This is a genomic window from Pseudidiomarina taiwanensis (assembly GCF_003987435.1).
GTDB lineage: Bacteria > Pseudomonadota > Gammaproteobacteria > Enterobacterales > Alteromonadaceae > Pseudidiomarina > Pseudidiomarina taiwanensis.
The window spans coordinates 220,421-241,502 of record NZ_PIQG01000003.1 but is presented as its reverse complement, the minus strand read 5'-3'; the positions used below and the strand labels follow the sequence as shown (position 1 = coordinate 241,502).

21 protein-coding genes are annotated in these 21,082 nt (G+C 49.7%); 4 read left to right on the top strand and 17 right to left on the bottom strand.

The window, feature by feature from the left end; translation table 11 throughout:
* Window positions 1-3 precede the first annotated feature (3 nt).
* From CWI83_RS07875 to nudC, 3 genes are all read right to left on the bottom strand, one after another.
* Window positions 4-1,053, bottom strand: a complete 1,050-nt coding sequence (locus tag CWI83_RS07875) for an efflux RND transporter periplasmic adaptor subunit (protein WP_126827840.1) — start codon at window positions 1,051-1,053, stop codon at window positions 4-6.
* Window positions 1,054-1,178: 125 nt separating this feature from the next.
* Window positions 1,179-2,258, bottom strand: coding sequence for a uroporphyrinogen decarboxylase (gene hemE / locus CWI83_RS07870; protein WP_126827838.1), 1,080 nt, complete (start codon window positions 2,256-2,258; stop codon window positions 1,179-1,181).
* Window positions 2,259-2,312: 54 nt separating this feature from the next.
* Window positions 2,313-3,125: an NAD(+) diphosphatase gene (gene nudC, locus CWI83_RS07865; protein ID WP_126827836.1), complete on the bottom strand. Its 813-nt coding sequence runs from the start codon at window positions 3,123-3,125 to the stop codon at window positions 2,313-2,315.
* An 83-nt stretch (window positions 3,126-3,208) separates the two neighbouring features.
* Here nudC and rsd point away from each other — a divergent pair, with 83 nt between their 5' ends.
* Complete coding sequence (gene rsd, locus CWI83_RS07860; protein ID WP_126827834.1) at window positions 3,209-3,682, top strand: sigma D regulator; 474 nt, start codon at window positions 3,209-3,211, stop codon at window positions 3,680-3,682.
* A gap of 43 nt (window positions 3,683-3,725) precedes the next feature.
* Here rsd and CWI83_RS07855 read toward each other — a convergent pair whose 3' ends face one another.
* Window positions 3,726-4,505 (bottom strand): FKBP-type peptidyl-prolyl cis-trans isomerase, encoded by a 780-nt coding sequence (locus CWI83_RS07855; RefSeq protein ID WP_126827832.1) that lies wholly within the window; start codon window positions 4,503-4,505, stop codon window positions 3,726-3,728.
* Between the two features lie 86 nt (window positions 4,506-4,591).
* Between CWI83_RS07855 and CWI83_RS10570 the strand changes: the two genes are divergently transcribed.
* Complete coding sequence (locus tag CWI83_RS10570; protein ID WP_157980382.1) at window positions 4,592-4,825, top strand: SlyX family protein; 234 nt, start codon at window positions 4,592-4,594, stop codon at window positions 4,823-4,825.
* Window positions 4,826-4,876: 51 nt separating this feature from the next.
* Window positions 4,877-5,770 (top strand): phosphoribulokinase, encoded by an 894-nt coding sequence (locus CWI83_RS07845; RefSeq protein WP_126827828.1) that lies wholly within the window; start codon window positions 4,877-4,879, stop codon window positions 5,768-5,770.
* On the opposite strand, the gene CWI83_RS07840 is transcribed toward CWI83_RS07845, so the two are convergent.
* The 13 genes from CWI83_RS07840 to rpe all read right to left on the bottom strand — a co-directional run bounded on the left by CWI83_RS07840 (window position 5,767) and on the right by rpe (window position 20,596).
* Window positions 5,767-6,615, bottom strand: a complete 849-nt coding sequence (locus CWI83_RS07840; protein ID WP_126827826.1) for a 23S rRNA (adenine(2030)-N(6))-methyltransferase RlmJ — start codon at window positions 6,613-6,615, stop codon at window positions 5,767-5,769. The genes CWI83_RS07845 and CWI83_RS07840 overlap by 4 nt on opposite strands.
* A gap of 3 nt (window positions 6,616-6,618) precedes the next feature.
* A complete protein-coding gene (locus CWI83_RS07835; protein ID WP_126827824.1) occupies window positions 6,619-7,035 on the bottom strand; it encodes an OsmC family protein in 417 nt (138 codons plus the stop codon).
* Window positions 7,036-7,065: 30 nt separating this feature from the next.
* Window positions 7,066-8,535, bottom strand: coding sequence for a succinylglutamate-semialdehyde dehydrogenase (astD, locus tag CWI83_RS07830; RefSeq protein ID WP_126827823.1), 1,470 nt, complete (start codon window positions 8,533-8,535; stop codon window positions 7,066-7,068).
* A gap of 40 nt (window positions 8,536-8,575) precedes the next feature.
* Complete coding sequence (gene astA, locus CWI83_RS07825; RefSeq protein WP_126827821.1) at window positions 8,576-9,589, bottom strand: arginine N-succinyltransferase; 1,014 nt, start codon at window positions 9,587-9,589, stop codon at window positions 8,576-8,578.
* Between the two features lie 24 nt (window positions 9,590-9,613).
* On the bottom strand, window positions 9,614-10,816 hold the full coding sequence (locus CWI83_RS07820; protein WP_126827906.1) for an aspartate aminotransferase family protein: 1,203 nt from the start codon (window positions 10,814-10,816) through the stop codon (window positions 9,614-9,616).
* Between the two features lie 199 nt (window positions 10,817-11,015).
* Window positions 11,016-11,600, bottom strand: coding sequence for an anthranilate synthase component II (locus tag CWI83_RS07815; RefSeq protein WP_126827819.1), 585 nt, complete (start codon window positions 11,598-11,600; stop codon window positions 11,016-11,018).
* 102 nt (window positions 11,601-11,702) lie between these two features.
* A complete protein-coding gene (locus CWI83_RS07810) occupies window positions 11,703-12,809 on the bottom strand; it encodes an OprO/OprP family phosphate-selective porin (protein ID WP_198677267.1) in 1,107 nt (368 codons plus the stop codon).
* Between the two features lie 226 nt (window positions 12,810-13,035).
* Window positions 13,036-14,691: an amino acid ABC transporter ATP-binding/permease protein gene (locus CWI83_RS07805; RefSeq protein WP_126827817.1), complete on the bottom strand. Its 1,656-nt coding sequence runs from the start codon at window positions 14,689-14,691 to the stop codon at window positions 13,036-13,038.
* The gene (cydD, locus tag CWI83_RS07800) at window positions 14,660-16,336 is read right to left on the bottom strand and encodes a thiol reductant ABC exporter subunit CydD (RefSeq protein ID WP_126827815.1); all 1,677 of its coding nucleotides are present in this window, start codon (window positions 16,334-16,336) and stop codon (window positions 14,660-14,662) included. The genes CWI83_RS07805 and cydD overlap by 32 nt, the downstream gene beginning before the upstream one ends.
* A 16-nt stretch (window positions 16,337-16,352) precedes the next feature.
* On the bottom strand, window positions 16,353-17,360 hold the full coding sequence (gene cydB / locus CWI83_RS07795) for a cytochrome d ubiquinol oxidase subunit II (protein ID WP_126827813.1): 1,008 nt from the start codon (window positions 17,358-17,360) through the stop codon (window positions 16,353-16,355).
* A gap of 5 nt (window positions 17,361-17,365) precedes the next feature.
* Entirely contained in the window at window positions 17,366-18,760 is a 1,395-nt protein-coding gene (locus tag CWI83_RS07790) for a cytochrome ubiquinol oxidase subunit I (protein WP_126827811.1), read from the bottom strand.
* 147 nt (window positions 18,761-18,907) lie between these two features.
* Entirely contained in the window at window positions 18,908-19,912 is a 1,005-nt protein-coding gene (trpS, locus tag CWI83_RS07785; RefSeq protein ID WP_126827809.1) for a tryptophan--tRNA ligase, read from the bottom strand.
* 6 nt (window positions 19,913-19,918) lie between these two features.
* Window positions 19,919-20,596 carry a ribulose-phosphate 3-epimerase gene (rpe, locus tag CWI83_RS07780; protein WP_126827807.1) on the bottom strand — a complete coding sequence of 226 codons (678 nt, stop codon included), beginning with the start codon at window positions 20,594-20,596 and terminating at the stop codon, window positions 19,919-19,921.
* A gap of 181 nt (window positions 20,597-20,777) precedes the next feature.
* Between rpe and CWI83_RS07775 the strand changes: the two genes are divergently transcribed.
* Complete coding sequence (locus CWI83_RS07775) at window positions 20,778-21,080, top strand: hypothetical protein (RefSeq protein ID WP_126827805.1); 303 nt, start codon at window positions 20,778-20,780, stop codon at window positions 21,078-21,080.
* Window positions 21,081-21,082 lie beyond the last annotated feature (2 nt).

Below are 21,082 nucleotides of genomic sequence, written 5' to 3'. Positions count from 1 at the left end.
AATTTAACCCTCGCGCACGTTAACCGCTATGCCATCGCGCATCCGCACTATGCCATCGGTGACAATCGTATCACCCACTTCGATGCCAGAAATAATTTCAACCAAGCCAGGCTTACGTCGTCCCGTGACTACCTGAACTTGTTCTACGGTGTTATCAGCTTTGACACGATAGACATAATGGCGGTCTTCAATAGGGACAATGGCCTGCTCGGGCAGAATCATGGTCTGCTCGACACTGCGCAAAAGAGTAACTTTCAACAACATCCCCGGACGAATCCGTTGGTCATCATTGTTGATGGTTGCGCGCACTAAAATCGAACGGGTCGCTGGGTCAATGCGTGAATCAATCGAGCGAATCATGCCGGTAAAGACTTCACCAGGATAAGCTCCGCTGGTCGCAGAAATTTGCTGGCCAACTTGTAAACTTGCGAATTGCAGTTCTGGGACATTAAAGTCGAGCTTGATCGGGTTCAAGTCATCGAGCGTGGTAATTTGTTGACCCGGGCTAACCAGTGAGCCGACCGAGACATCACGAATTCCGAGTTGCCCTGCAAATGGCGCCCGAATTTGCTTCTCTGCTAACTGCGTTTGTGCCACTTCTAAACTCGCAAGGGTCTCTTTCACCACAACTTCTTGTGCTTCGAGCTGTTGTTGCGAGGCGGCATTTTGCGAACGTAGGTTGCGTAACCGCTGGGCCTGGCGTTGAGCCTCTTCAAGGCGAAACTCTAATTCTTCAACGCGAGCGCGTTCCTCACGCGTATCAAGCTCTAGCAACAATTGATTCGCCGCAACCGTATCCCCATCATCAAAATGAATCGCAGTGACCACATCTTGAGCTTGTGCGGTCACCACAATCGATTCGTTCGCTTTTGCGGTGCCGAGCGCTTCGATGATATCGCGGTATTCACGTAGTTGAACTTGCTCAGCCGCAACCGGAACTGCCATTTGCGGGCGTTCTGCTTGCCCAGCCGGCTGGTATAAAAACCACAAGTACAATGCGGCAGCAGAGAATACCACAAGAAAAATCGAAACTGGATTCATAAATTTGCGCATAGTGTTTTGCTTCCTTACTGCAATCGCAAAGAAAAATTTGGCTGATGTCATTGTAACGCAGCTCAGCGGGACCGGCGTCCCGCTTCAACGCTGTTAAAACGAGGTTTACCGCAAAAGCGGATCAGTTATTCGTTATGGTAGGCGGGGCTTAATTTGTGAACAGCTTCAATAAAAGCCGCGGCATGGTCAGGATCAACCTCAGGATGAATGCCGTGACCTAGGTTCATAACATGCCCAGTACCTTGTCCGTAACTAGCTAAAATACTGGCAACCTCAGCTTCAATTCGAGCCGGTGGTGCATAAAGAACACTTGGATCCATATTCCCTTGCAGGGCAACTTGTCCCTTCACCGCTGCCCGCGCATCGCCAAGATTAGTGGTCCAATCAACCCCAAGTGCATCACAGCCAGTCGCGGCCATATCCGGCAACCAAGCGCCGCCATTTTTGGTAAACAATGTAACCGGAACAGTGCGGCCATCTGCTTCACGGGTTAAGCCTTTGACGATTTTATCCATGTAGGCAAGCGAGAACTCACGGTAATCGCGCGGACTCAACACTCCACCCCAGGTATCGAAAATCATCACCGCTTGCGCGCCTGCGGCAATTTGCGCATTCAAATATGACGTGACCGACTGCGCCAGCTTATCCAGCAGCAGGTGCAGCGCTTGCGGTTCAGCAAACAGCATCTTCTTGATCACACTAAAATTCTTGGTACTCCCACCTTCAACCATGTAGGTCGCCAGTGTCCATGGACTACCAGAGAAGCCGATCAATGGAACTTTACCCCCAAGCTCACGGCGAATCGTACGAACTGCATCCATCACATAGCCAAGTTCTTGCTCCGGATCAGGTACCCCAAGCTTTTCAATTGCATCAAGTGTTCGCACCGGACGCTCGAAGCGAGGACCTTCACCCGCTTCGAAATAGAGACCAAGCCCCATGGCATCGGGAATCGTTAGAATATCGGAAAATAGAATGGCTGCATCGAGAGGGAAGCGACGAAGCGGTTGTAACGTCACTTCACAAGCCAACTCAGGGTTTTGACATAACGCCATAAAGTCGCCTGCTTGCTGGCGAACTTTGCGATACTCGGGTAGATAACGTCCAGCCTGGCGCATCATCCAAATTGGAGTCCGCTCAGTGGGTTGGCGCAGGAGTGCGCGCAAATAAAGATCGTTCTGCAAGTCAGGTTTTGCTTGGCTCATGGTTCTCTCTACATCATTATTTTGCGAAGCCGTATTTTAACAGCTTATGCGTACTTACGCTTGCTCAATTTTGGCTCGTGCGGCTTGAATTAGTCGATCCGCAATTGACCCGGGTTGCGGGGTTTCTGGCAGCTCATCAAAGCCGAACCAGTTGCCTTGCTCGAGCTCAAATGGATCAAGTCGTAATTCTCCGCTTTCCCACTCGGCAACGAACCCCAGCATCAACGAATGTGGAAAGGGCCAAGGTTGACTGCCGACATACTCAATGTTTTTGATTCGAATACCAGCCTCTTCGTGCACTTCGCGGGCGAGTCCTTGCTCGACGGTCTCACCGGCTTCAATAAAGCCAGCTAAGACAGAAAATAATCCTTCGCGATGACGCTTACCACGTGCCAGTAAAATTTTGTTTTGCTTGGTAATCGCAACGATAACGCACGGTGAAATACGAGGATAACAGCGATGCTGACAACGATTACACTGCATCGCCAATTCCCAATCAATCACCTCCATGCGACTCCCACAGCGACCACAGTAACGATGGGTTTGAATAAACTCGGTCACTTGTTTTGCGCGCGCAGCAAGAGCGAATAATTCCTCATCTTGCTGCTGAATAAGCAGTCGCACCGATTCGAATTGGCCAAGTTCAGTGAAATTAGGGTCATCAAGATCAGCGATAACTAAGTAGCAGTTGCGTTCACGCAAGCGCCCTAAATGGACCACAGTATAATCAGTAAGATCGGGCCAGCGCAGCAGCTCCAAAGCACCATGAGGTGGCATATTATTCTGATCAAGGAGCATATTGCCTGCCGAAATCACAAACCACCAAGCAGGCTCATCACGGGCCGGAGTTTGATAGGGTTTCAGCATAACTGGACTCCATTTTGGCTGAAAAAAGTTGACGCCTAAGGGCGGTTATCAGTATGTTGGAACATCATAACTGAGGAAGACTTATGTTAAAACGGCAACAAGCCGCTCAACAACGTTGGCAAGGACAAAATGCTGCGATCGACCGATGGTTGGACGAGCGCCAACAGCTACTGGTCAAGTACTGTCAGTTGGTCGTGACCGGTCATCAAGAGCGTGACGCGACCCCGCTGCCTGACGCACAGCTGATACGCGAGTTTTGTGAAATTATGGTCGATTATATTTCTGCCGGTCATTTTGAAATTTACGATCAGATTATCCAGCACTCTCATCGAGCACCGGCTATAACCCGACAAGTCGCCGACGATGTCTTTCCGCTGATTAGTGATACCACCGAAATCGCACTCGATTTCAATGACGCCTACAGTGAGGCGACAGACCAACAGCAACTCCCGAACTTTGATCGCGATCTTGCCGAACTCGGTGAGGCCCTCGAATTACGAATGGAGTTTGAGGATCGCTTACTCGCCACTCTCGAAGAACATGATTTGATGTCATAAAAAAAGCCAGCAGATGCTGGCTTTTTTTGTTTATGGCTTAGTCTTACTGACCACCTTCACTGCCGACTTCTACGTCTGCAGCAGGTGCCTCTTGTGGTTTGATGTCGAGTAATTCAACTTCAAAAATCAGTGTTGATGAAGGCGGAATTGCGCCTCCAGCGACTTCTCGGTCACCATATGCCAAATCAGCTGGAATGACGAAGCGATATTTCGAGCCAACACCCATTAACTGTACGCCTTCTGTCCAACCTTTAATGACACGGTTGAGCGGGAATACCGCAGATTGGCCACGCTGCAGTGAGCTATCGAATACTTCACCATTGATCAGTGTCCCTTCATAGTGCACTTCAACAATATCCGTTGCGACTGGCTTAGGTGCATCCGCAGGCGCTTCGCTTAATACTTCGTATTGCAACCCTGACTCGGTGACAACAACCCCTTCTTTCTGCGCATTTTCCGCGAGATAGGCTTCACCTTCTGCTTTCGCTTTACCACCAAGGGTCTCTTGCCGCATGCTGGTCGCTTCTTGCTGCATTTGAGTTAATAACTGATCGGCTTCTTCCTCAGAAATTTTTGCTTCCGCCTTAAGCGCGTCAACAAAACCCGCAATCACCATTTGCCGATCGATCTCATAACCGCCTTCTTCTTGCTGGTCTAAGTTATCGCCGACAAAACCACCAACCGAGGCGCCAAGTGCATAGGCCATTTTGGCTTTTTCGTCAGTGGGCGCTTCCGCCAGCACTGGATATGGCTCTGGTTTGCTACAGCCGAACAAAGCGACAGCGACAAGACTCAGGGCGATGGGCTTCACAGAATACTTCATTTAATGCTCCATTATTGAATTCAAATTCTAACTCAGGTCTAATTCTACGCGTCCCTTATACTACACACAAACAATGGGGTTTGCCTATGACTGTGCGCTCAGATGACGAGATCCTGATGCGACTCGCGAATTTAGAGAGCCAATTCGCTTTTCAAGAAGACACGATTGATGCGTTAAATCGAGTGATTGCTCAACAAGATGAGCAACTCAGATTACTCGAGCGGCGCTTGCAACTGATGGCAGAAAAGTTTCAACAATTACAAGAACAAAACGATTCTGACCCAGCTGATCCAGCCAGCGAGATTCCGCCTCACTATTGATCAATGGCCGCCGACCCCGTATAACATTCATTCAATGTTTACGGAGGACGCATGTCGAGCCAGCATCCGATTATCGCAGTCACCGGTTCTTCTGGAGCCGGAACCACGACCACCAGTCAGGCTTTACGCCATATCTTTCGCAGTCAGCGTCTTACCGCAGCCTTTGTTGAGGGCGATAGTTTCCATCGCTACTCACGTCCAGAAATGGAAGTTGCGATTCGCAAAGCACAGGAACAAGGGCGCGATATTAGCTATTTTGGTCCAGAAGCGAATGATTTTAATCGGTTAGAAGGCTTGTTTCGGCAATACAGCGAGACCGGATTAGGGCAAACGCGCCGTTACCTGCACAGCTTTGATGAAGCGGTTCCGTATAATCAAATGCCCGGTACTTTTACCCCATGGGAAGATTTGCCCGAAGCAACGGATTTGCTCTTTTATGAGGGCTTACACGGTGGCGTAGTTGGGCAGGATTACGATGTTGCCCAGTACGTCGATTTGCTGATCGGCATGGTTCCCATCGTTAACCTAGAATGGATTCAGAAACTGATGCGTGATACTTCAGAACGAGGCCACTCGCGTGAAGCCGTTACGCAAAGTATCGTTCGGAGCATGGAAGATTATATTCACCATATTGTGCCGCAGTTCTCGCGTACCCACATCAATTTCCAGCGAGTGCCAACGGTCGACACATCAAACCCCTTTAGCGCCAAAGATATTCCATCGCTTGATGAGAGTTTTGTGGTCATTCGTTTTCGTGGCTTAAAAGACGTCGATTTTCCTTACTACCTGCGGATGATTGACGGCTCTTTTATGTCACGCATGAATACCCTCGTCGTCCCAGGTGGCAAAATGGTGTTTGCAATGGAGCTGATTTTGGCGCCTTTGATTGAACAAATGATGGAGCACAAACGCCTCGGTCGTGAGGGCAGTTGGCTTAAACGTTAAGGCGTCACCCAGCTCAATTGATAGTGAGCGTGCGCATCTTGGGCTAGTTCTTTCACCAAGAAAGCCATCAATTCTGGGCTTTCTTGGACGACTCGATAAGGTGGATTGATAAACAGCATGCCGCAACCGTTCATGCCTTTGGCAGTCAGCCCTGAGCGCACCCAAAAATCAATCGCAAAAACATTCTCACCAGGTCCGACTAACGCTTTTACGGCGCGTTGAAATTCAACTACACCTTGTTCATTTTTGATTGGATACCAAACCACATAGCTGCCCGACTGCCAACGTTTGAGCGCAGCCGTGAGCGCTTTCTCGACTTGCTCGAATTCATTGGTTTGCTCAAATGGCGGATCAATTAAGACCATACCGCGTTTTTCTTTCGGGGGGAGATTCGCTTTCAGCTCTTGATAGCCATTAGCGGGTGTTTTCACTTGCACTTGTGGCACTGTTGCAAAGTTTTCTGCTAACGCCAATCCGTCTTGTGGATGTAACTCACACAAGATCAAGCGGTCGTCAGGACGCAACATTTGCGCACTAAACCAAGGCGAGCCAGGATAAAACTTTAACTCAGCTGAGCCGGCGTTCGCCTGTTCGACCAACTCCAGATAATGGCGCAGTGAGTTGGGAATATCTTGACGCTGATAGAGCCGTCCGATGCCATCAACCCACTCTTGGGTCTTTTGTGCCGGAGTATCGGTGACATCATAGAAGCCAACTCCGGCATGCGTATCGAGCACAAAAAATGGTTTGGGCTTTTGCTGTAGATGCTGAAGACTTAAACACAGTAAGGCGTGCTTCATCACATCGGCAAAATTACCCGCATGATACGAATGACGATAGTTCACCGTTTAAGCCGGCTCAATCCGAAAATCGTGGGTGAGCTCAACACTAGCCTCGAGCATTTTCGCAACGGAACAGTACTTATCCGCTGAGAGCTTAACCGCCCGCTCAACATGAGTTGGGTTCACATCGGTCCCGGTCACGATAAAATGTAGGTGAATCTTAGTGAAGACTGCGGGCGTTGCATCCGCGCGCTCGCCCGACACCTCACAGCGTACGCCAGTGACTTGCTGCCGCGTTTTCTCAAGAATACTCACTACATCAACCGATGAGCATCCGCCTGCAGCCGCCAGCACTAGCTCCATTGGGCTTGCAGCCGTCTGCTTCGAGCCATCCATGCTGACCTCATGTCCTGAACCAACGGTCGCCACAAACTCCATGTTTTGACGCCATTCAACATTTGCTTGCATTGCTGTTGCGGCCATATGAGGTCCTCTATTTTTATCGTTACCGGATTAGAATTTTAAGCCAGGTGATAGCTGTTCGGGAAGCGTATTATGTTCAGCTTCGACCGACGCCACCGGATAAGCACAGTAATCTGCTGCATAATAGGCACTGGCACGATGGTTACCACTGGCTCCAATACCACCAAATGGTGCGGCAGAACTGGCTCCGGTAATGGGCTTATTCCAATTCACAATACCAGCGCGGATGCGACTGAAGAAATAGCGATAGGTCTCTTCGCTATCTGACAACAACCCTGCAGAAAGACCAAAGCTGGTATTATTCGCTTCGTTGATCGCAGCATCTAGGTCATCATAGCGATACACCTTCAACAAGGGGCCGAAATGCTCGACATCAGGAAGCTTTTCAACCGCACTGACATCCAAGATACCCGGTGTGACATAGCCAAGGTCACGGTCTTTTTGGTGCATTTTCACCAGTGGCTTAGCACCTAAATGAATCAAATCATCTTGAGCTTTGATCATCTCGCTGGCCGCTTTGGCTGAGATCATGGCGCCCATGAAAGGCTGTGGCTCAGCGGCGTAATCGCCGACTTCGATGGCCTCAGTCACTTCAATTAAGCGCCGCAACAAGGCATCACCGGCTGAGGAGTTCTCGATAAATAGTCGACGCGCACAAGTGCAGCGCTGACCACTGGTCACGAACGCTGACTGAATGATGTTGTGAACGGCTGCATCGATATCGCTGACACCACGAACAATAAGCGGGTTATTGCCCCCCATTTCCAAGGCCAAAATTTTGTCAGGACGACCGGCGAATTGCTTATGCAACAAGTGTCCGGTGTTCGAAGAGCCGGTGAAGAACAAGCCATCAATTTGAGGGTGGCTTGACAGCGATTTGCCTGTCTCAACTAGGCCTTGCACTAGGTTCAGTACGCCGTGCGGCAAGCCTGCTTGCTCCCACAACTTCACGGTATACTCGGCAACCGCAGGAGTGAGCTCACTCGGTTTGAATACGACGGTGTTCCCTGCGAGCAGTGAGGGCACAATGTGGCCATTCGGCAAGTGCCCTGGAAAGTTATACGGGCCATAGACTGCAACCACACCATGTGGCTTGTGACGAATAAAGGCCTTGGCTCCTGGCATTGGGTTCTCGACCGTACCTGTGCGCTCTTGATACGCGCGCTCAGAGATCCCCACTTTGGCAATCATGGCGCCGACTTCACCTAAAGTTTCCCACATCGGCTTACCCGTTTCAGCAGCAATCAATGCGGCAAACTCTTGTTTATTTTGCTCAAGCAATTCAGCGAATTTTTGACAAAATGCAAGGCGCTCAGCAAAACTGCGGTCGGCCCAACTAAGGCTGGCATGTCGTGCTGCCATCACGGCTTCGTCAACTTGCATGTCAGTCGCTGCAGTCCCCTGCCAAACCACTTCATTCCTTGCTGGATCGATTGATTTAAAGCGCTCGCCTTCACCTGCAACCCATTGCCCGTTAATCCACAAATTCTGTTCTGCCATAATGCTCTCCTTTAATTCGTCTTATTCGCTGTTCGCTTGACTACAAGGCGACCGCACGCAGCCAATCACCGTTGCCAACGCGCAATGCCTCTGCCACGTCAGGCGCAATCACGACTTGCTCATCGTGCAGCTCAACATCCGCTTGCAACGCCCGGAAATCTGCAACGCGCGTGTTGCACAAAATATATCTGGTCGGCTGTTTAACCACCCCAATGTGGACTTGATACCGGCCGCTTTCTCGCACACTGCGAATATTCTCGATTTCAGCTTCAACAGTCGGCCCTGCATCAAAAATATCCACATACCCGCGGCAGCGGAAACCTTCGTGTTGCAGCATTTTCAACGCTGGGCGAGTATTCTCGTGAACCTGCCCAATTACCTTTTGAGCTGCCGCTGGTAATAAGCTGACATAAATCGGATGACGTGGCATCAGTTCGGCTACAAAAGTTTTCTCACCAATACCGGTTAGATAATCTGCTTGAGTAAAATCAAGCTTAAAAAAGTGCTGCTGTAACCAGCTCCAAAATGGTGAGTTCCCGTCTTCATCGGATACTCCACGCATTTCTGCTATCGCATATTGGCTGAAGCGCTCGCGAAACTCTGCCATAAACAGCATCCGAAAACGCGACAACACACGACCGTTCATATCACGTCGATAAGGGGCGCGCAGAAATAACGTACAGAGTTCACTGTAGCCAGTGTAATCGTTGCATAAGGTCAATGTTTGCTGGGCATTGTAAATATCGAGGCTGGCACTTTGATGCACTTCGTGGCCAAGCCGGTAATGATAAAAACTATCACTTAAGCCGACCGCTGCCTCGATACCACTACAACCGACAACCGCGCCGGTACGGGTCTCCTCCATGACGAATAAATAGCCTTCTTCGCCAGGTTCAGCAACATGAGGGCGAGCGAACGCTTCTTGTGCACGCGCAATGCGCTTTTGCAACAAGCCTTCGTCCACTGGCAAGGACGTAAAGCCATGACCAGACTCAACCGCACAATCATAAAGCGCCGAGTAATCACTCGGCGCAATTGGGCGCACCACAAACATAAAAGTTCTCCGTTGGTGACCGAATTAACCAACCAACTTGGCGATCGCACGCTCAAGGCCGTCTAGACCTGCGTCGATATCCGCCTCAGGAATGATCAACGATGGCGTAAAACGCAGCACGTTTAAGCCAGCCACGAGGCACATGGTACCCTCTTCAGCTGCCGCCATCATAAAGTCACGTGCACGTCCTTCATAAGCTTCACTCAATTCAGCACCAAGTAACATGCCTTGACCCCGAACTTCTTTAAAGACGTTATATTTGCTGTTGATATCAGCTAAGCGCTGCTTAAAGCGCTGCTCGCGCGCCTTCACTCCAGCGAGAACTTCTTCGCTACTGACAATATCGAACACCGCTTCGGCAACGGCACACGCAAGCGGGTTACCACCGTAGGTACTACCATGCGTGCCTGGCTTTAAGTGCGCAGCAATTTCTTTGGTGGTTAACATCGCACCGATTGGGAAGCCACCGCCGAGTGATTTGGCTGAGGCAAGAATATCTGGCGTTACGCCAAGTTGCTGATAAGCATAAAGGCTACCAGTACGACCAAAGCCGGTTTGTACTTCATCAAAGATCAACAGTGCATTGTATTTATCACACAATTCACGCACGCCTTTGACAAACTCGATATCTGGGCTAATTACACCACCTTCACCCTGTAGTGGCTCCATCATGATCGCGCAGGTCTGTTCAGACATCATGGCTTCAAGCGCGGCTAAATCGTTGTAGGCAACATGCTCAATCGCGCCAGGCTTTGGTCCAAACCCTTCTGAGTAGGCTGGTTGCCCACCAACTGTCACGGTAAAGAAGGTACGGCCATGGAAGCCCTTGGTAAAGGCGATAATTTGCTGCTTGTGCTCACCGTAGTTATCAAGCGCCCAACGGCGTGCTAATTTCAATGCTGCTTCGTTTGCTTCTGCGCCTGAGTTGGCGAAGTAAACTCGATCAGCGAAGGTGGCAGCGGTAAGTTTTGCCGCTAAGCGCAGTGCTGGCTCGTTGGTGTAAACGTTACTTAAGTGCCACAATTTTTGGCCTTGCTCGGTTAGCGCCTGCACCATAGCTGGGTGGCAGTGCCCCAAACAGTTCACGGCAATTCCGCCAGCGAAATCGATATACTCTTTGCCTTCTTGGTCCCACACGCGTGAGCCTTCGCCACGAACTGGAATCATTTGCGCTGGGTTGTAATTTGGAACCATCACCTCGTCGAAGGTTGCTCGGGTAACCTGCATTGAATCTGTCATATCTCGCCCTTTTTCAGTTTGTTTGGTTAGCGATGTGTGGCGTTATTATGCCAACAAATCACACGTTTGTCGTGGGGGATAGCGACTCGTTTACTGGGTTTTAGGCGCAGAATAATTAAGCTTGCACAGTGTCTGCATGAATATGCAATTGAGTTGGATTCTAGTGAATATTTACACTAAAAAATTTCTACTGTTGGCACGCTTTTAAAAAGTTTTGAAACAAGGCATGACCTGCTTCGGTCTGAATTGCCTCGGGGTGGTATTGAATGCCCCACATGGGTTCATCACGATGGCGTATCGCCATAATCTCGCGTTGTCCAGATTGGCTATGGGTCCATGCGTCAACGACTAACTCCACTGGGAGGCTTGCGGGGTCAATCACCAGTGAGTGATAGCGCGCAACCGTTAGAGGGTTTGGTAACCCTTCAAATAGGCCCTGCCCGGTATGCTCAAGCACGGAGGTTTTACCATGCATAACCTGCTCCGCACGGACAACTTTTGCGCCAAGAGCTTGACCGATGGCTTGGTGGCCAAGGCACACCCCTAAAATCGGGAGTCGGCCACGATAGGCGTCGATGATATTGAGCGTTTGTCCAGCTTCACTTGGTGTGCAGGGTCCAGGCGAGAGAATAATACCATGATAGCCTCGAGCAGCGATCGCTTCGGGTTCGATATAGTCATTACGGACCACCTCAACGCGCGCACCCAACTCCTGAAAGTAGCGCACCACATTATGAGTAAACGAGTCGTAGTTATCGACCATCAATAGCATAATCAGACATCATCCGTTGCGATAGTGATAAAACAAATGCGGCGACATCATACCTGACGTCGCCGCATTGGCAAAATGACAAAACTTTACAAGAATCTTGCTTTAGAAGCTGTACTGCATGCGGAAGCCAATCGCCATTGGATCTTCTTGCATAGCTGGCGTTTCAGCATCGATAAAGACAACATTCCCCATGAAGCGGATTTGGCTATTAAGGTAGTAGTTCACACCTAAAGTTAGGTTGTTTTGCTCACCACCAAAAATCGAACCGTCATTGAGTGACATGGTGCTGTAACGCACTGCAACTTCCCACGCGCCGCTCTCTGATGATGGCTTCACGCTTTTAAATACGCCATTTGAGTAACCGCGTTGCTCGCCGGTTAATACATAGCTTGCTTGAACGTGTGCACCATCAAAAGTGACATCACCATTTACGCTCGAATCCGCTGAAATACGTGAGTACTCACTTTCAATTGAGAACGAGCCTTGTTGCATCGCAACTTCAAGTCCACTACGAAGCACTGAGTCAATCGCATTCATGGTGCCGGTATCGATCAGGCGTACATCTGGGTCAACGCGCAATTCAGGACGGTCACGTAAACGTAAGTCACTCAAGTCACCCAAGCTTTCGTAGGCAACAGCGACACCAAAGTGTAATTGAGTGCCTTCATACTGCGGGTGGAAGACCAACCGCTGGGCAAAACCGAAGCTTTCGTCTTCGCCCGCTGAACCACCGTCACCAAGTGCGCGGCCAAATAGCATTGACTGTGAGGTGAGATCGTCAAAGGTACGGTCCCAACGCACACCCACTTTACGGTCCGTGTTAACGACGTTGCTTGGCGTTGCCCGCTCAATGAAGGTGATGTTGTTTGAGCTGGTCAAAGCGTTCAAACCAAATGGTACCCGCTGCTGACCAATCGTCAGTTTACCCTCAGCAAAGTTTGTGCGCAGATAAACATCTGTGGCATCGGCTTCACCACCTTCACCAAAGTCGTATTCAAGCACAAAGCTCCAATCGTCGCCTAGAGTTCCTTCCATACCCAGACGGCCACGACGCACATTGATGCCATCGCCGAATTCGGTTTGATCTTGGTCATAAAAGCCTGCATCTAGGTGCAGACGGCCGCGAGGTTCAACAGTCACCTCGGCAAATGCTGGTGCAGTGATAACCGCCGCCAACGCTGATAATGTCATTAATTTGGTCCGAAACATTGCTTCTGACTCCTCATTAAAATAAACAGGCACATAGCGATATACGGACGTTATTGTATTTCAGCTTTATGACAATTTCGTGACAAGATGAAATTTAGATGAATTTTTTATGGCGCTAGGGTTTCAGTTTTGTGTCAATTCGCTGCAATAAATTCTCGAATGACAGTGGCTTATCGCCTAAATAACCTTGGTATGTATCCGCTTTCATTTGTTTTAGAACGTCGTTTTAAATTTTAATTTGCTCACTAACAGGTCCACTTGCGGCCTCGGTGTGAGCAAAATAAAGGACCGTTTTACCGCTAAGCCAGGGCTGAATTACGAGCTTGATGCGTTCGCGTTGGGCAACATCAATACCTGCAAAAGGCTCATCCAACAAAACTAACCAACCCGGATGTAAGAGTGCTCTCGCCAGCATTAAGCGCCGCGCTTGCCCACCTGATAAATTACGGCTATCGACTTCAAGCCACATCCCTAATTGATCCGGATGTTGGCGAATACGTTCAGCGAGCTCAACGGCCTCGAGTACTCGCCACAATTCATCATCTGAGGCTGTGGCGTTCGCCATTCGCAAATTTTCTGCAACCGAAGCGCTGATGAGACTAGCGCCTTGTTGTAGTAAACTCACCTGACTAAACCAAGTGGGTAATGCGAGCAGTTCGAGGGGTTCAGAACCAACCTTCAACTGCCCATTTAAAGGTGGCGTGAGCCCTAATATGGTATTCAGTAAAGTTGACTTACCTCGCCCTGAGCGGCCAATAATGGCGTAGTGCTGTGCGGCTTTGAAACAGCAGGTGAAGTGCTCAAGTACAACGCGCTCGGGGTAACCTATCTGTAAGTCTTGGCAACTTATATCTTGTGGTGTTTGCTCAATCACCTGCGCGTCAGTGGGGCTGTAGCGACTCTCATTACCGTGCTGTAAGCGCCGCCGCAACCGTCGCCCAGCCGCCTTTACTTGACCATAACTAATCCCCACCTGAGGCAAAACCTGAATCACTTCAGTGAGACCAAGTACCGCAAGGGGCAACATGACTAACAGCGGCAATAACTCAACATTCGCCAACGGTAGGGTAAACATACTCACCGCGATCACAGCGAATAATATCAGCTGTAACCATAGTTGATTCAATTGCGCTTGTCGGGCTTGGTGTTGTTGCTGATACAGACGTTGCTTTTGCCAGTGCTCGCTGCGCTTTAATAAGGCCTGCTCGGAGCGCGGTAAAACTTGCCAGGCGCTCAGCTCAAGTAACCCGGCAACATGATCGAGTGCTTGGGTGCGAACCTGCTCTGTTGCGGTTTGCAGCCGTGCTGCATGACTGAAGCTTTGGCGCGGTAACCGTGCAGTGGATTGCCAAATAATGAGCGCAAAGCCCAGTAAAATAATAGCGCCCGCTAGGAGTGAGAAATACCCGACGAAAAGGCTGACCAGAATCACCGCCAAGACAGCTACCACGGGCGGTGCCATCAAGCGCAGAAACAGGCTATCAAGCGCATCAATATCTTGAGTAAACTGCTGTAGCACGTGCCCTAGACGAAACTCTAACGCATGTTGAGGACGTCTCTGGGTTAGGGTTTTGAACAACCGAGTGCGCCAAATCACCTGTAGTTTGAGCACAAAGTCGTGATTACTGACTCGCTCAAGGTATCGACTTAATGTTCGTGCGATTGCAAAGAACCGAATTCCACCACCCGGGACATAGATTTCGACCCCAACGATCACGGCGCAGGCGGCAATAAACCAGCCTGATAAACTCAGCAAGCCAATTGCCGATAAGCCCGTTAGCAACATCAGCACGAGCCCAACTATCCAACGCAATCGCTGGGAGTAGACACTCTCTATCCAAGGCTTTAAATCAGGATCGCGACGATAGCGTGACCACCACATCGGCAATCTCCTCTAGCTGGGGATTATGGCTAGCAAGGATGATCAGACACCCTCGTTTGGCTAAGGTCAAAAGACCTTCAATAATGATTTTGGCACTATCTGGATCGACTGCGGCGGTAGGTTCATCGAGCAAGACCATGGGAGTTGGCGCTAACACCACCCGCGCTAACGCAAGTCGCTGCGCTTCACCACCTGAAAGCAACTTTGCTTGCTCACCAACCGCCTGCTCAAGCCCATTCGGAAACTGCTCGACTAAAGACCAAAGACCCACTTGCCGTAGCGCCTGCTGTAGTGACTCACCACTGGCATCGGGCGCGATCAAGCGCAAGTTATCAGCAACGCTGCCATGAATCAAAAACGGCCGTTGCTGCAGAAAAGCAATCGGTGCCTGCTGGTACTTCGAGGGGTCAAACGTAAACGGCTGTGGCTCATTTGCCATGCTCAAATTACCCGCAAGAGCCTGCAGTAGAGTTGACTTGCCCGAACCCGACGGCCCCTTTAGGCACACAATTTGTCCCGCTTGCGCGCTAAAACTTGGCCATTCAACCATGGCTCCGTCTTGATACTGGTGAGTATAAGAGGCAACCTTCAAACCTAACTCACTGAGTTTGAATTGGAACTGAGGCTCTACGTCGGCTCGGGAGTGTTCCGACTCGATTGCAGTCGCTGCGTTGTCATCCCCTTCTTTACTTCGCAAGAGTTCAGCGGCAGCTAGCGCTCCAGCGCGGTCATGATAATGCTGCGCAAGTGTCCGCAGCGGCTGAAAGAATTCTGGCGCGAGCAGCAATATAGTTAAGCCCGACATCAAAGTAAGCTCGGTTGCCGGCCCCCAACTAAAAAAGCCTAAAAGCGAAAAGCCAACGTAAATGGCAACCGCTGCAATGGCGATGCTGGCAAAAAATTCGAGTACTGCGGAGGATAAAAACGCCACCTTCAAAGTCGCCATATTGAGCTTGCGATAGCGCTCTGAGCCGGTCTCTACGCGTGCTTCAGCACGGTCGGTTTGCGCAAAGATTTGTAACGTGGTGAGGTGGCGGACATGATCTAAAAATAGTCCAGACAATCTTTTAACTGATTCAAGATGACGTTGGCTGATTTGCTCTGCCCCCATCCCGACAATAGCCATAAAAATTGGAATCAGGGGGGCTGAAAGTAAGAGAAACGCGGCGGCAATCCAATCAAAGTAAAGCACAATGCCGAGAATCAGGAGCGGCTGCCACTTGGCATTCGCAATACTTGGTAAAAACCTTACAAAATACGGTCCAAGCTGCTGAATTGGCGTTAAGAATAAGTCCGCATCTTCGGCCAATACACCTTCTCGCTTGGCCTGCATGCGCCAGCGCTGCAACAGCACGCTGCGCGCTTTTTGCTCGAGTTCAAACTGTAACTGTGACGCATGTTGCTCAAAACGACCGAACAACCAATGCCGAAGCACTAAAGTGGCAAAAAGCACAGCGACAAGCAGCAGTTGGTGTTGCATCTCAAGTTTGCCCTCAATGGTGCCCGCAAGCAGTATGGCAAGCGCGGTCATTTGTATCACGATGACCGTCCCTTGCAGTTGTGCGAGACGTTTAAGAGTACTGAGTGCGTGCGGAAAAAAACGCGCCAGCTCATCAAGATACTGGCGCGCGATCTTTGTTTGCATGAAAACCTACTGCGTCTTAGTGGTAACCTACACCAGCTTTTACTTTGCCACGGAATACCCAATAGGTCCAAGCGGTATAGACCAATACGAATGGGATCACGAACAACAGTCCTAATAGCAAGAATAGTTGCGATTCATGCGCTGACGCGGCTTGATGGAAAGTATAATCCGGCGGCACGACGTATGGCCATTTGCTATATAGCATCGCCAAGTAGGTAAAGACGAACATCCCCATAGTGGCAACAAACGGTGAACCATCACGTTTACTGCGGACTGAGGTATAGACTCGAATCGCACAGAGCAACACTAGTACAGGTAGAATCCAAGCGATGCTTATCTCATCAAACCAACGAGATGAAACGTACTGGTCAACATACGGGGTATAGAGACCAATTGCGCCAAAGACGACAAGTACAGCCACGAGCAGCGGTGGAGTAATCTTGTATGCCCATGCTTGAGTTTTGCCCTCTGATTTCAGAATCAGCCAAGTCGCCCCAAGTAAGCCATAACCAGCGACCAAACCCAGTCCTGTTAAGACAGTGAACGGCGTCAACCAATCGAGTGCGCCGCCAACGTAGCGCATATTTTCGACTTCAAAGCCTTGAATATATGCACCAACGACTGCGCCTTGGGCAAAACTTGCAACGATTGAACCACCGGCAAACGCCCAGTTCCATAGGTACTTCGACGTTCTTGCTTTGAACCGGAATTCAAATGCAACACCACGGAAGATAAGTCCCGCGAGGAGCAAGAAAACTCCGATATAAAGCGCCGGTAAAAACACGGCATAAACCAATGGAAATGCTGCAAGCAAACCAGCTCCGCCTAGAATCAACCAGGTTTCATTGCCATCCCAAACAGGTGCCACGGAATTCATCATGATATCGCGCGACTCCTCATCCGGAGCGAATGGAAATAGAATACCTTGGCCGAGGTCAAAGCCATCCATGAGCACATACATGATCACGCCAAAGGCCATGATCGCTGCCCAAATATAAGTTAGATCAAATACGGGTTCAGACATGATGATTACTCCCATTCAATCGCTGAATTAGCAGCTGAAAGTGGCCGCTTGGCGCGTTGCAGTTCATCGTCAGTTACGGTCGTTTCAGACTTCTCAAGACCATCTCGAAGAACGCGCATCAAATAATATGAGCCCGCAGTAAACACCAAGGCATACACTACGATATAACCAATCAAGGTAAACAGCGCCATCCCACCTGTTAATGATGGCGTTAAACCTTCAGCATGAGTCATTTGCCCATAGACAAGATAAGGTGCGCGGCCAACTTCAGTCACAAACCATCCGGCCAGCACAGCTAAGAACGGCGAGAAAGACATAAAGCGCAGGCCATTTAAGAACCAGCGTTTTTTCGCATAGTTCTCATTGCGACGCAGGAATAAACCAACGACTGCAAAGACAACCATCAATAAGCCGATACCGACCATAATGCGGAACGCCCAAAAGACGATCGCAACCGGGGGTTGTTTATCTTGAGGAACGTCTTTAAGCCCAGGTACAACGCCTTCCGCATCGTGTCGAAGAATCCAACTCGCACCATTTGGAATCCCTATTTCGAAGTGGTTGGTCTGAGCTTCTTGATCGGGAATAGCGAATAGCAATAACGGAACATTACCACCCGTTTCCCAGTTACCTTCCATTGCTGCTACTTTTGTCGGTTGATGCTCGAGTGTATTCAGACCATGGATATCACCGATGACCACCTGAGCAGGTGTTGCAATCAGCAAGAACCAAAGGGTCATTGACAGCGCTTTTTTATGGGTTTCAACTTCACGACCCTGCATGATGTACCATGCACTCACGCCAGCTACCACGAAACTACCGGTCAGGAATGAAGCCAAGGCCATATGGAAGAAACGTGGCCAAAATGAAGCATTGAAAATAGCATCGGCCCAGCTCACCACATGATAGAAGCCATCGACCATTTCTACTCCAGCCGGGGTCTGCATCCAACTGTTAGCCGACAAAATCCAGAAGCTGGAAATGAAGGTTCCGGTTGCAACCATCACGGCAGAAGCAAAATGCACTCCGCGCGGGACTTTATTGCGACCAAACAACAGCACGCCCAAGAATGCGGCTTCGAGGAAGAAAGCTGTGACAACCTCATAGCTGAGCACCGGGCCTAAGAAGTTGGCACTGGTATGTGAGAAAACGCTCCAGTTAGTACCGAATTGGAAGGCCATAACGATACCGGACACAACTCCCATACCGAATACAACGGCAAAGACTTTCGCCCAAAACGTTGCGAGGCGCTCCCAAACTGGGTTGCGGGTGCGATAATTTAGGCCTTCTAACGTTGCGATAAAGCTCGCAAGACCAATCGTGAATACTGGAAAAATTGCGTGGAAGGACACCACAAACGCAAATTGGATTCGCGAGAGTAAAAGCGGGTCTAGTTCCATAGTGAACCCCCAAAAAGTGAACAAAAAAATACCTGCAATGAAAACATCGCAGGTAGTATAGACATGATTTTCTTATTTAGGGAAATCTAAATTAGAAAAATATTGATCTTGATCACTGGATTTTGGAGTGACGCTGTAACACCAAACTTACGGACGCGGTACAAACCCAATTGCATCGTAAACTTTTGCCAAGGTTGGGGCTGCGATTGCGCTGGCTTTGGCCGCACCTTTCGCCATCACCTCATTCAAAAAGTCCATATTTTCTCTATAGTTACGGTAGCGCTCTTGAATCGGCTCAAGCATCGCAACCACGGCATCGGCGGTGTCTTTCTTCAAGTGTCCGTACATCTTATCTTGGTACTCTGGCACCAGCTCCGCGATACTGCGACCTGTTGCCGCAGAGAGGATTGAGAGCAGGTTTGATACCCCTGCTTTTTCAGTCGGGTCAAAATAAATCCGCGCTTGCTCATCGGAATCTGTCACCGCGCGCTTGAGTTTTTTCTCAATTTTCTTGGGCTCTTCGAGCAGCCCGATAAAATTGTTCGGATTATCATCCGACTTCGACATTTTCTTAGTTGGATCTTGCAGGCTCATCACGCGTGCACCGACTTCCGGGATATGTGGCTCTGGAATGGTAAACACGTCGCCATAAATATTATTAAAGCGGGTGGCGACATCACGCGCCAATTCTAGATGCTGCTTTTGATCGTTGCCAACGGGCACTTCATTGGCTTGATACAGCAAGATATCCGCTGCCATCAAAGCAGGATAGGTAAACAACCCAGCATTAATATTGTTCGCGTGACGGTCCGACTTGTCTTTAAACTGCGTCATACGATTGAGTTCACCCATCTGCGTATAACAATTCAAAATCCACGCCAACTGAGCATGCTCTGGCACATGAGATTGCACAAATAAAGTGCTCTGCTCTGGATCAAGACCACACGCCATGTATAAAGCCAGACCATCTAACGTTGCTGAGCGCAATTGCGCAGGATCTTGACGTACTGTAATTGAATGCAAATCAACCAGCATAAAACGACAATCATGGGTGGTTTGCATCTTCACCCACTGCCGCAAAGCTCCGATGTAATTGCCAATTGATAATTGTCCAGATGGCTGACAGCCACTCAATACAATAGGTTTACTCATGTCACATTATCCTGCTGAAACACTGGCGAGTTCTGCTCGCATCGCTTGAATCACTTGTTGATAGTCGGGCTGGTTAAAAATGGCTGAACCGGCGACAAACATATCTGCACCGGCGGCGGCAACTTCAGCAATATTATCAACCTTAATACCACCATCGACTTCGAGACGAATAGAGCGACCGCTCCCATCAATACGTTCCCGCACTGCGCGTAACTTTTCGAGGGTCGATGGAATAAAGCTCTGTCCGCCAAAACCAGGATTTACTGACATCAAAAGAATGACATCGAGTTTATCCATAACATAATCAAGGTAATGCAGTGGCGTCGCTGGGTTAAACACTAAGCCCGCTTGGCAACCCGCATCTTTAATCATCTGCAATGAGCGATCGATGTGGGTTGAAGCCTCTGGATGGAAGGTAATGATGGATGCACCGGCATCGGCAAAATCGGCAATCATTCGATCAACGGGTTGCACCATAAGGTGCACATCAATCGGTGCGGTAATGCCATAATCGCGGAGCGCTTTACAGACCATCGGGCCGATCGTGAGGTTGGGCACGAAGTGATTGTCCATTACATCAAAATGAACAACATCAGCTCCGGCAGCCAGAACAGCCTCGACCTCTTCGCCAAGTCGAGCGAAATCAGCGGATAGAATCGAAGGAGCGATGAGATAATCTGCCATGGGCTTCTCCAAGCGTCGTCGCGCGGTGCTAAACAAAGCCGACATTGTAGCAAACCCACCCTTGCATGCCAGTAAAAATATCCCCACGCGCGTGCCGACGAACGATAATATCTGTGGCAGAGTGAGAGTTTTCCTGCTAAATTGTAAGCACTTGTTGAATTTAGGTAATCAGAAGGGTGTCATGATGAACCGCTATGCGATTTACACCGTGCTACTAGGGACCATATTGCTTGCCGCAATTATGGTGGATCCGGGCGCACGCGTGGCTGCGACCCACACCCAAAAATGCCAAGCTCTGCTTGAGACAAGCGAAGGGCAATTGGCACAACAACAATGTGAAGCCGAGCAACAAGTCACTTGGTCGACCTGGTTTACGGGTCAGAGTCGTTCGACTCAATTTCATTTCCTCGATCTTGTCGAGCTTGTCTTCGGCGAGCCGAGCCAGCAGCGCGATTTTAAACCATCCCCCACTCCACGGGGTTAAGC

Excerpts from the sequence above, each read along its gene's own strand:
- CWI83_RS07875 (WP_126827840.1), bottom strand. The coding sequence starts at position 1,053 with ATGCGCAAATTTATGAATCCAGTTTCGATTTTTCTTGTGGTATTCTCT.
- hemE (WP_126827838.1), bottom strand. The coding sequence starts at position 2,258 with ATGAGCCAAGCAAAACCTGACTTGCAGAACGATCTTTATTTGCGCGCA.
- nudC (WP_126827836.1), bottom strand. The coding sequence starts at position 3,125 with ATGCTGAAACCCTATCAAACTCCGGCCCGTGATGAGCCTGCTTGGTGG.
- rsd (WP_126827834.1), top strand. The coding sequence starts at position 3,209 with ATGTTAAAACGGCAACAAGCCGCTCAACAACGTTGGCAAGGACAAAAT.
- CWI83_RS07855 (WP_126827832.1), bottom strand. The coding sequence starts at position 4,505 with ATGAAGTATTCTGTGAAGCCCATCGCCCTGAGTCTTGTCGCTGTCGCT.
- CWI83_RS10570 (WP_157980382.1), top strand. The coding sequence starts at position 4,592 with ATGACTGTGCGCTCAGATGACGAGATCCTGATGCGACTCGCGAATTTA.
- CWI83_RS07845 (WP_126827828.1), top strand. The coding sequence starts at position 4,877 with ATGTCGAGCCAGCATCCGATTATCGCAGTCACCGGTTCTTCTGGAGCC.
- CWI83_RS07835 (WP_126827824.1), bottom strand. The coding sequence starts at position 7,035 with ATGGCCGCAACAGCAATGCAAGCAAATGTTGAATGGCGTCAAAACATG.
- astD (WP_126827823.1), bottom strand. The coding sequence starts at position 8,535 with ATGGCAGAACAGAATTTGTGGATTAACGGGCAATGGGTTGCAGGTGAA.
- astA (WP_126827821.1), bottom strand. The coding sequence starts at position 9,589 with ATGTTTGTGGTGCGCCCAATTGCGCCGAGTGATTACTCGGCGCTTTAT.
- CWI83_RS07820 (WP_126827906.1), bottom strand. The coding sequence starts at position 10,816 with ATGCAGGTTACCCGAGCAACCTTCGACGAGGTGATGGTTCCAAATTAC.
- CWI83_RS07815 (WP_126827819.1), bottom strand. The coding sequence starts at position 11,600 with ATGCTATTGATGGTCGATAACTACGACTCGTTTACTCATAATGTGGTG.
- CWI83_RS07810 (WP_198677267.1), bottom strand. The coding sequence starts at position 12,809 with ATGTTTCGGACCAAATTAATGACATTATCAGCGTTGGCGGCGGTTATC.
- CWI83_RS07805 (WP_126827817.1), bottom strand. The coding sequence starts at position 14,691 with ATGTGGTGGTCACGCTATCGTCGCGATCCTGATTTAAAGCCTTGGATA.
- cydD (WP_126827815.1), bottom strand. The coding sequence starts at position 16,336 with ATGCAAACAAAGATCGCGCGCCAGTATCTTGATGAGCTGGCGCGTTTT.
- cydB (WP_126827813.1), bottom strand. The coding sequence starts at position 17,360 with ATGTCTGAACCCGTATTTGATCTAACTTATATTTGGGCAGCGATCATG.
- CWI83_RS07790 (WP_126827811.1), bottom strand. The coding sequence starts at position 18,760 with ATGGAACTAGACCCGCTTTTACTCTCGCGAATCCAATTTGCGTTTGTG.
- trpS (WP_126827809.1), bottom strand. The coding sequence starts at position 19,912 with ATGAGTAAACCTATTGTATTGAGTGGCTGTCAGCCATCTGGACAATTA.
- rpe (WP_126827807.1), bottom strand. The coding sequence starts at position 20,596 with ATGGCAGATTATCTCATCGCTCCTTCGATTCTATCCGCTGATTTCGCT.
- CWI83_RS07775 (WP_126827805.1), top strand. The coding sequence starts at position 20,778 with ATGATGAACCGCTATGCGATTTACACCGTGCTACTAGGGACCATATTG.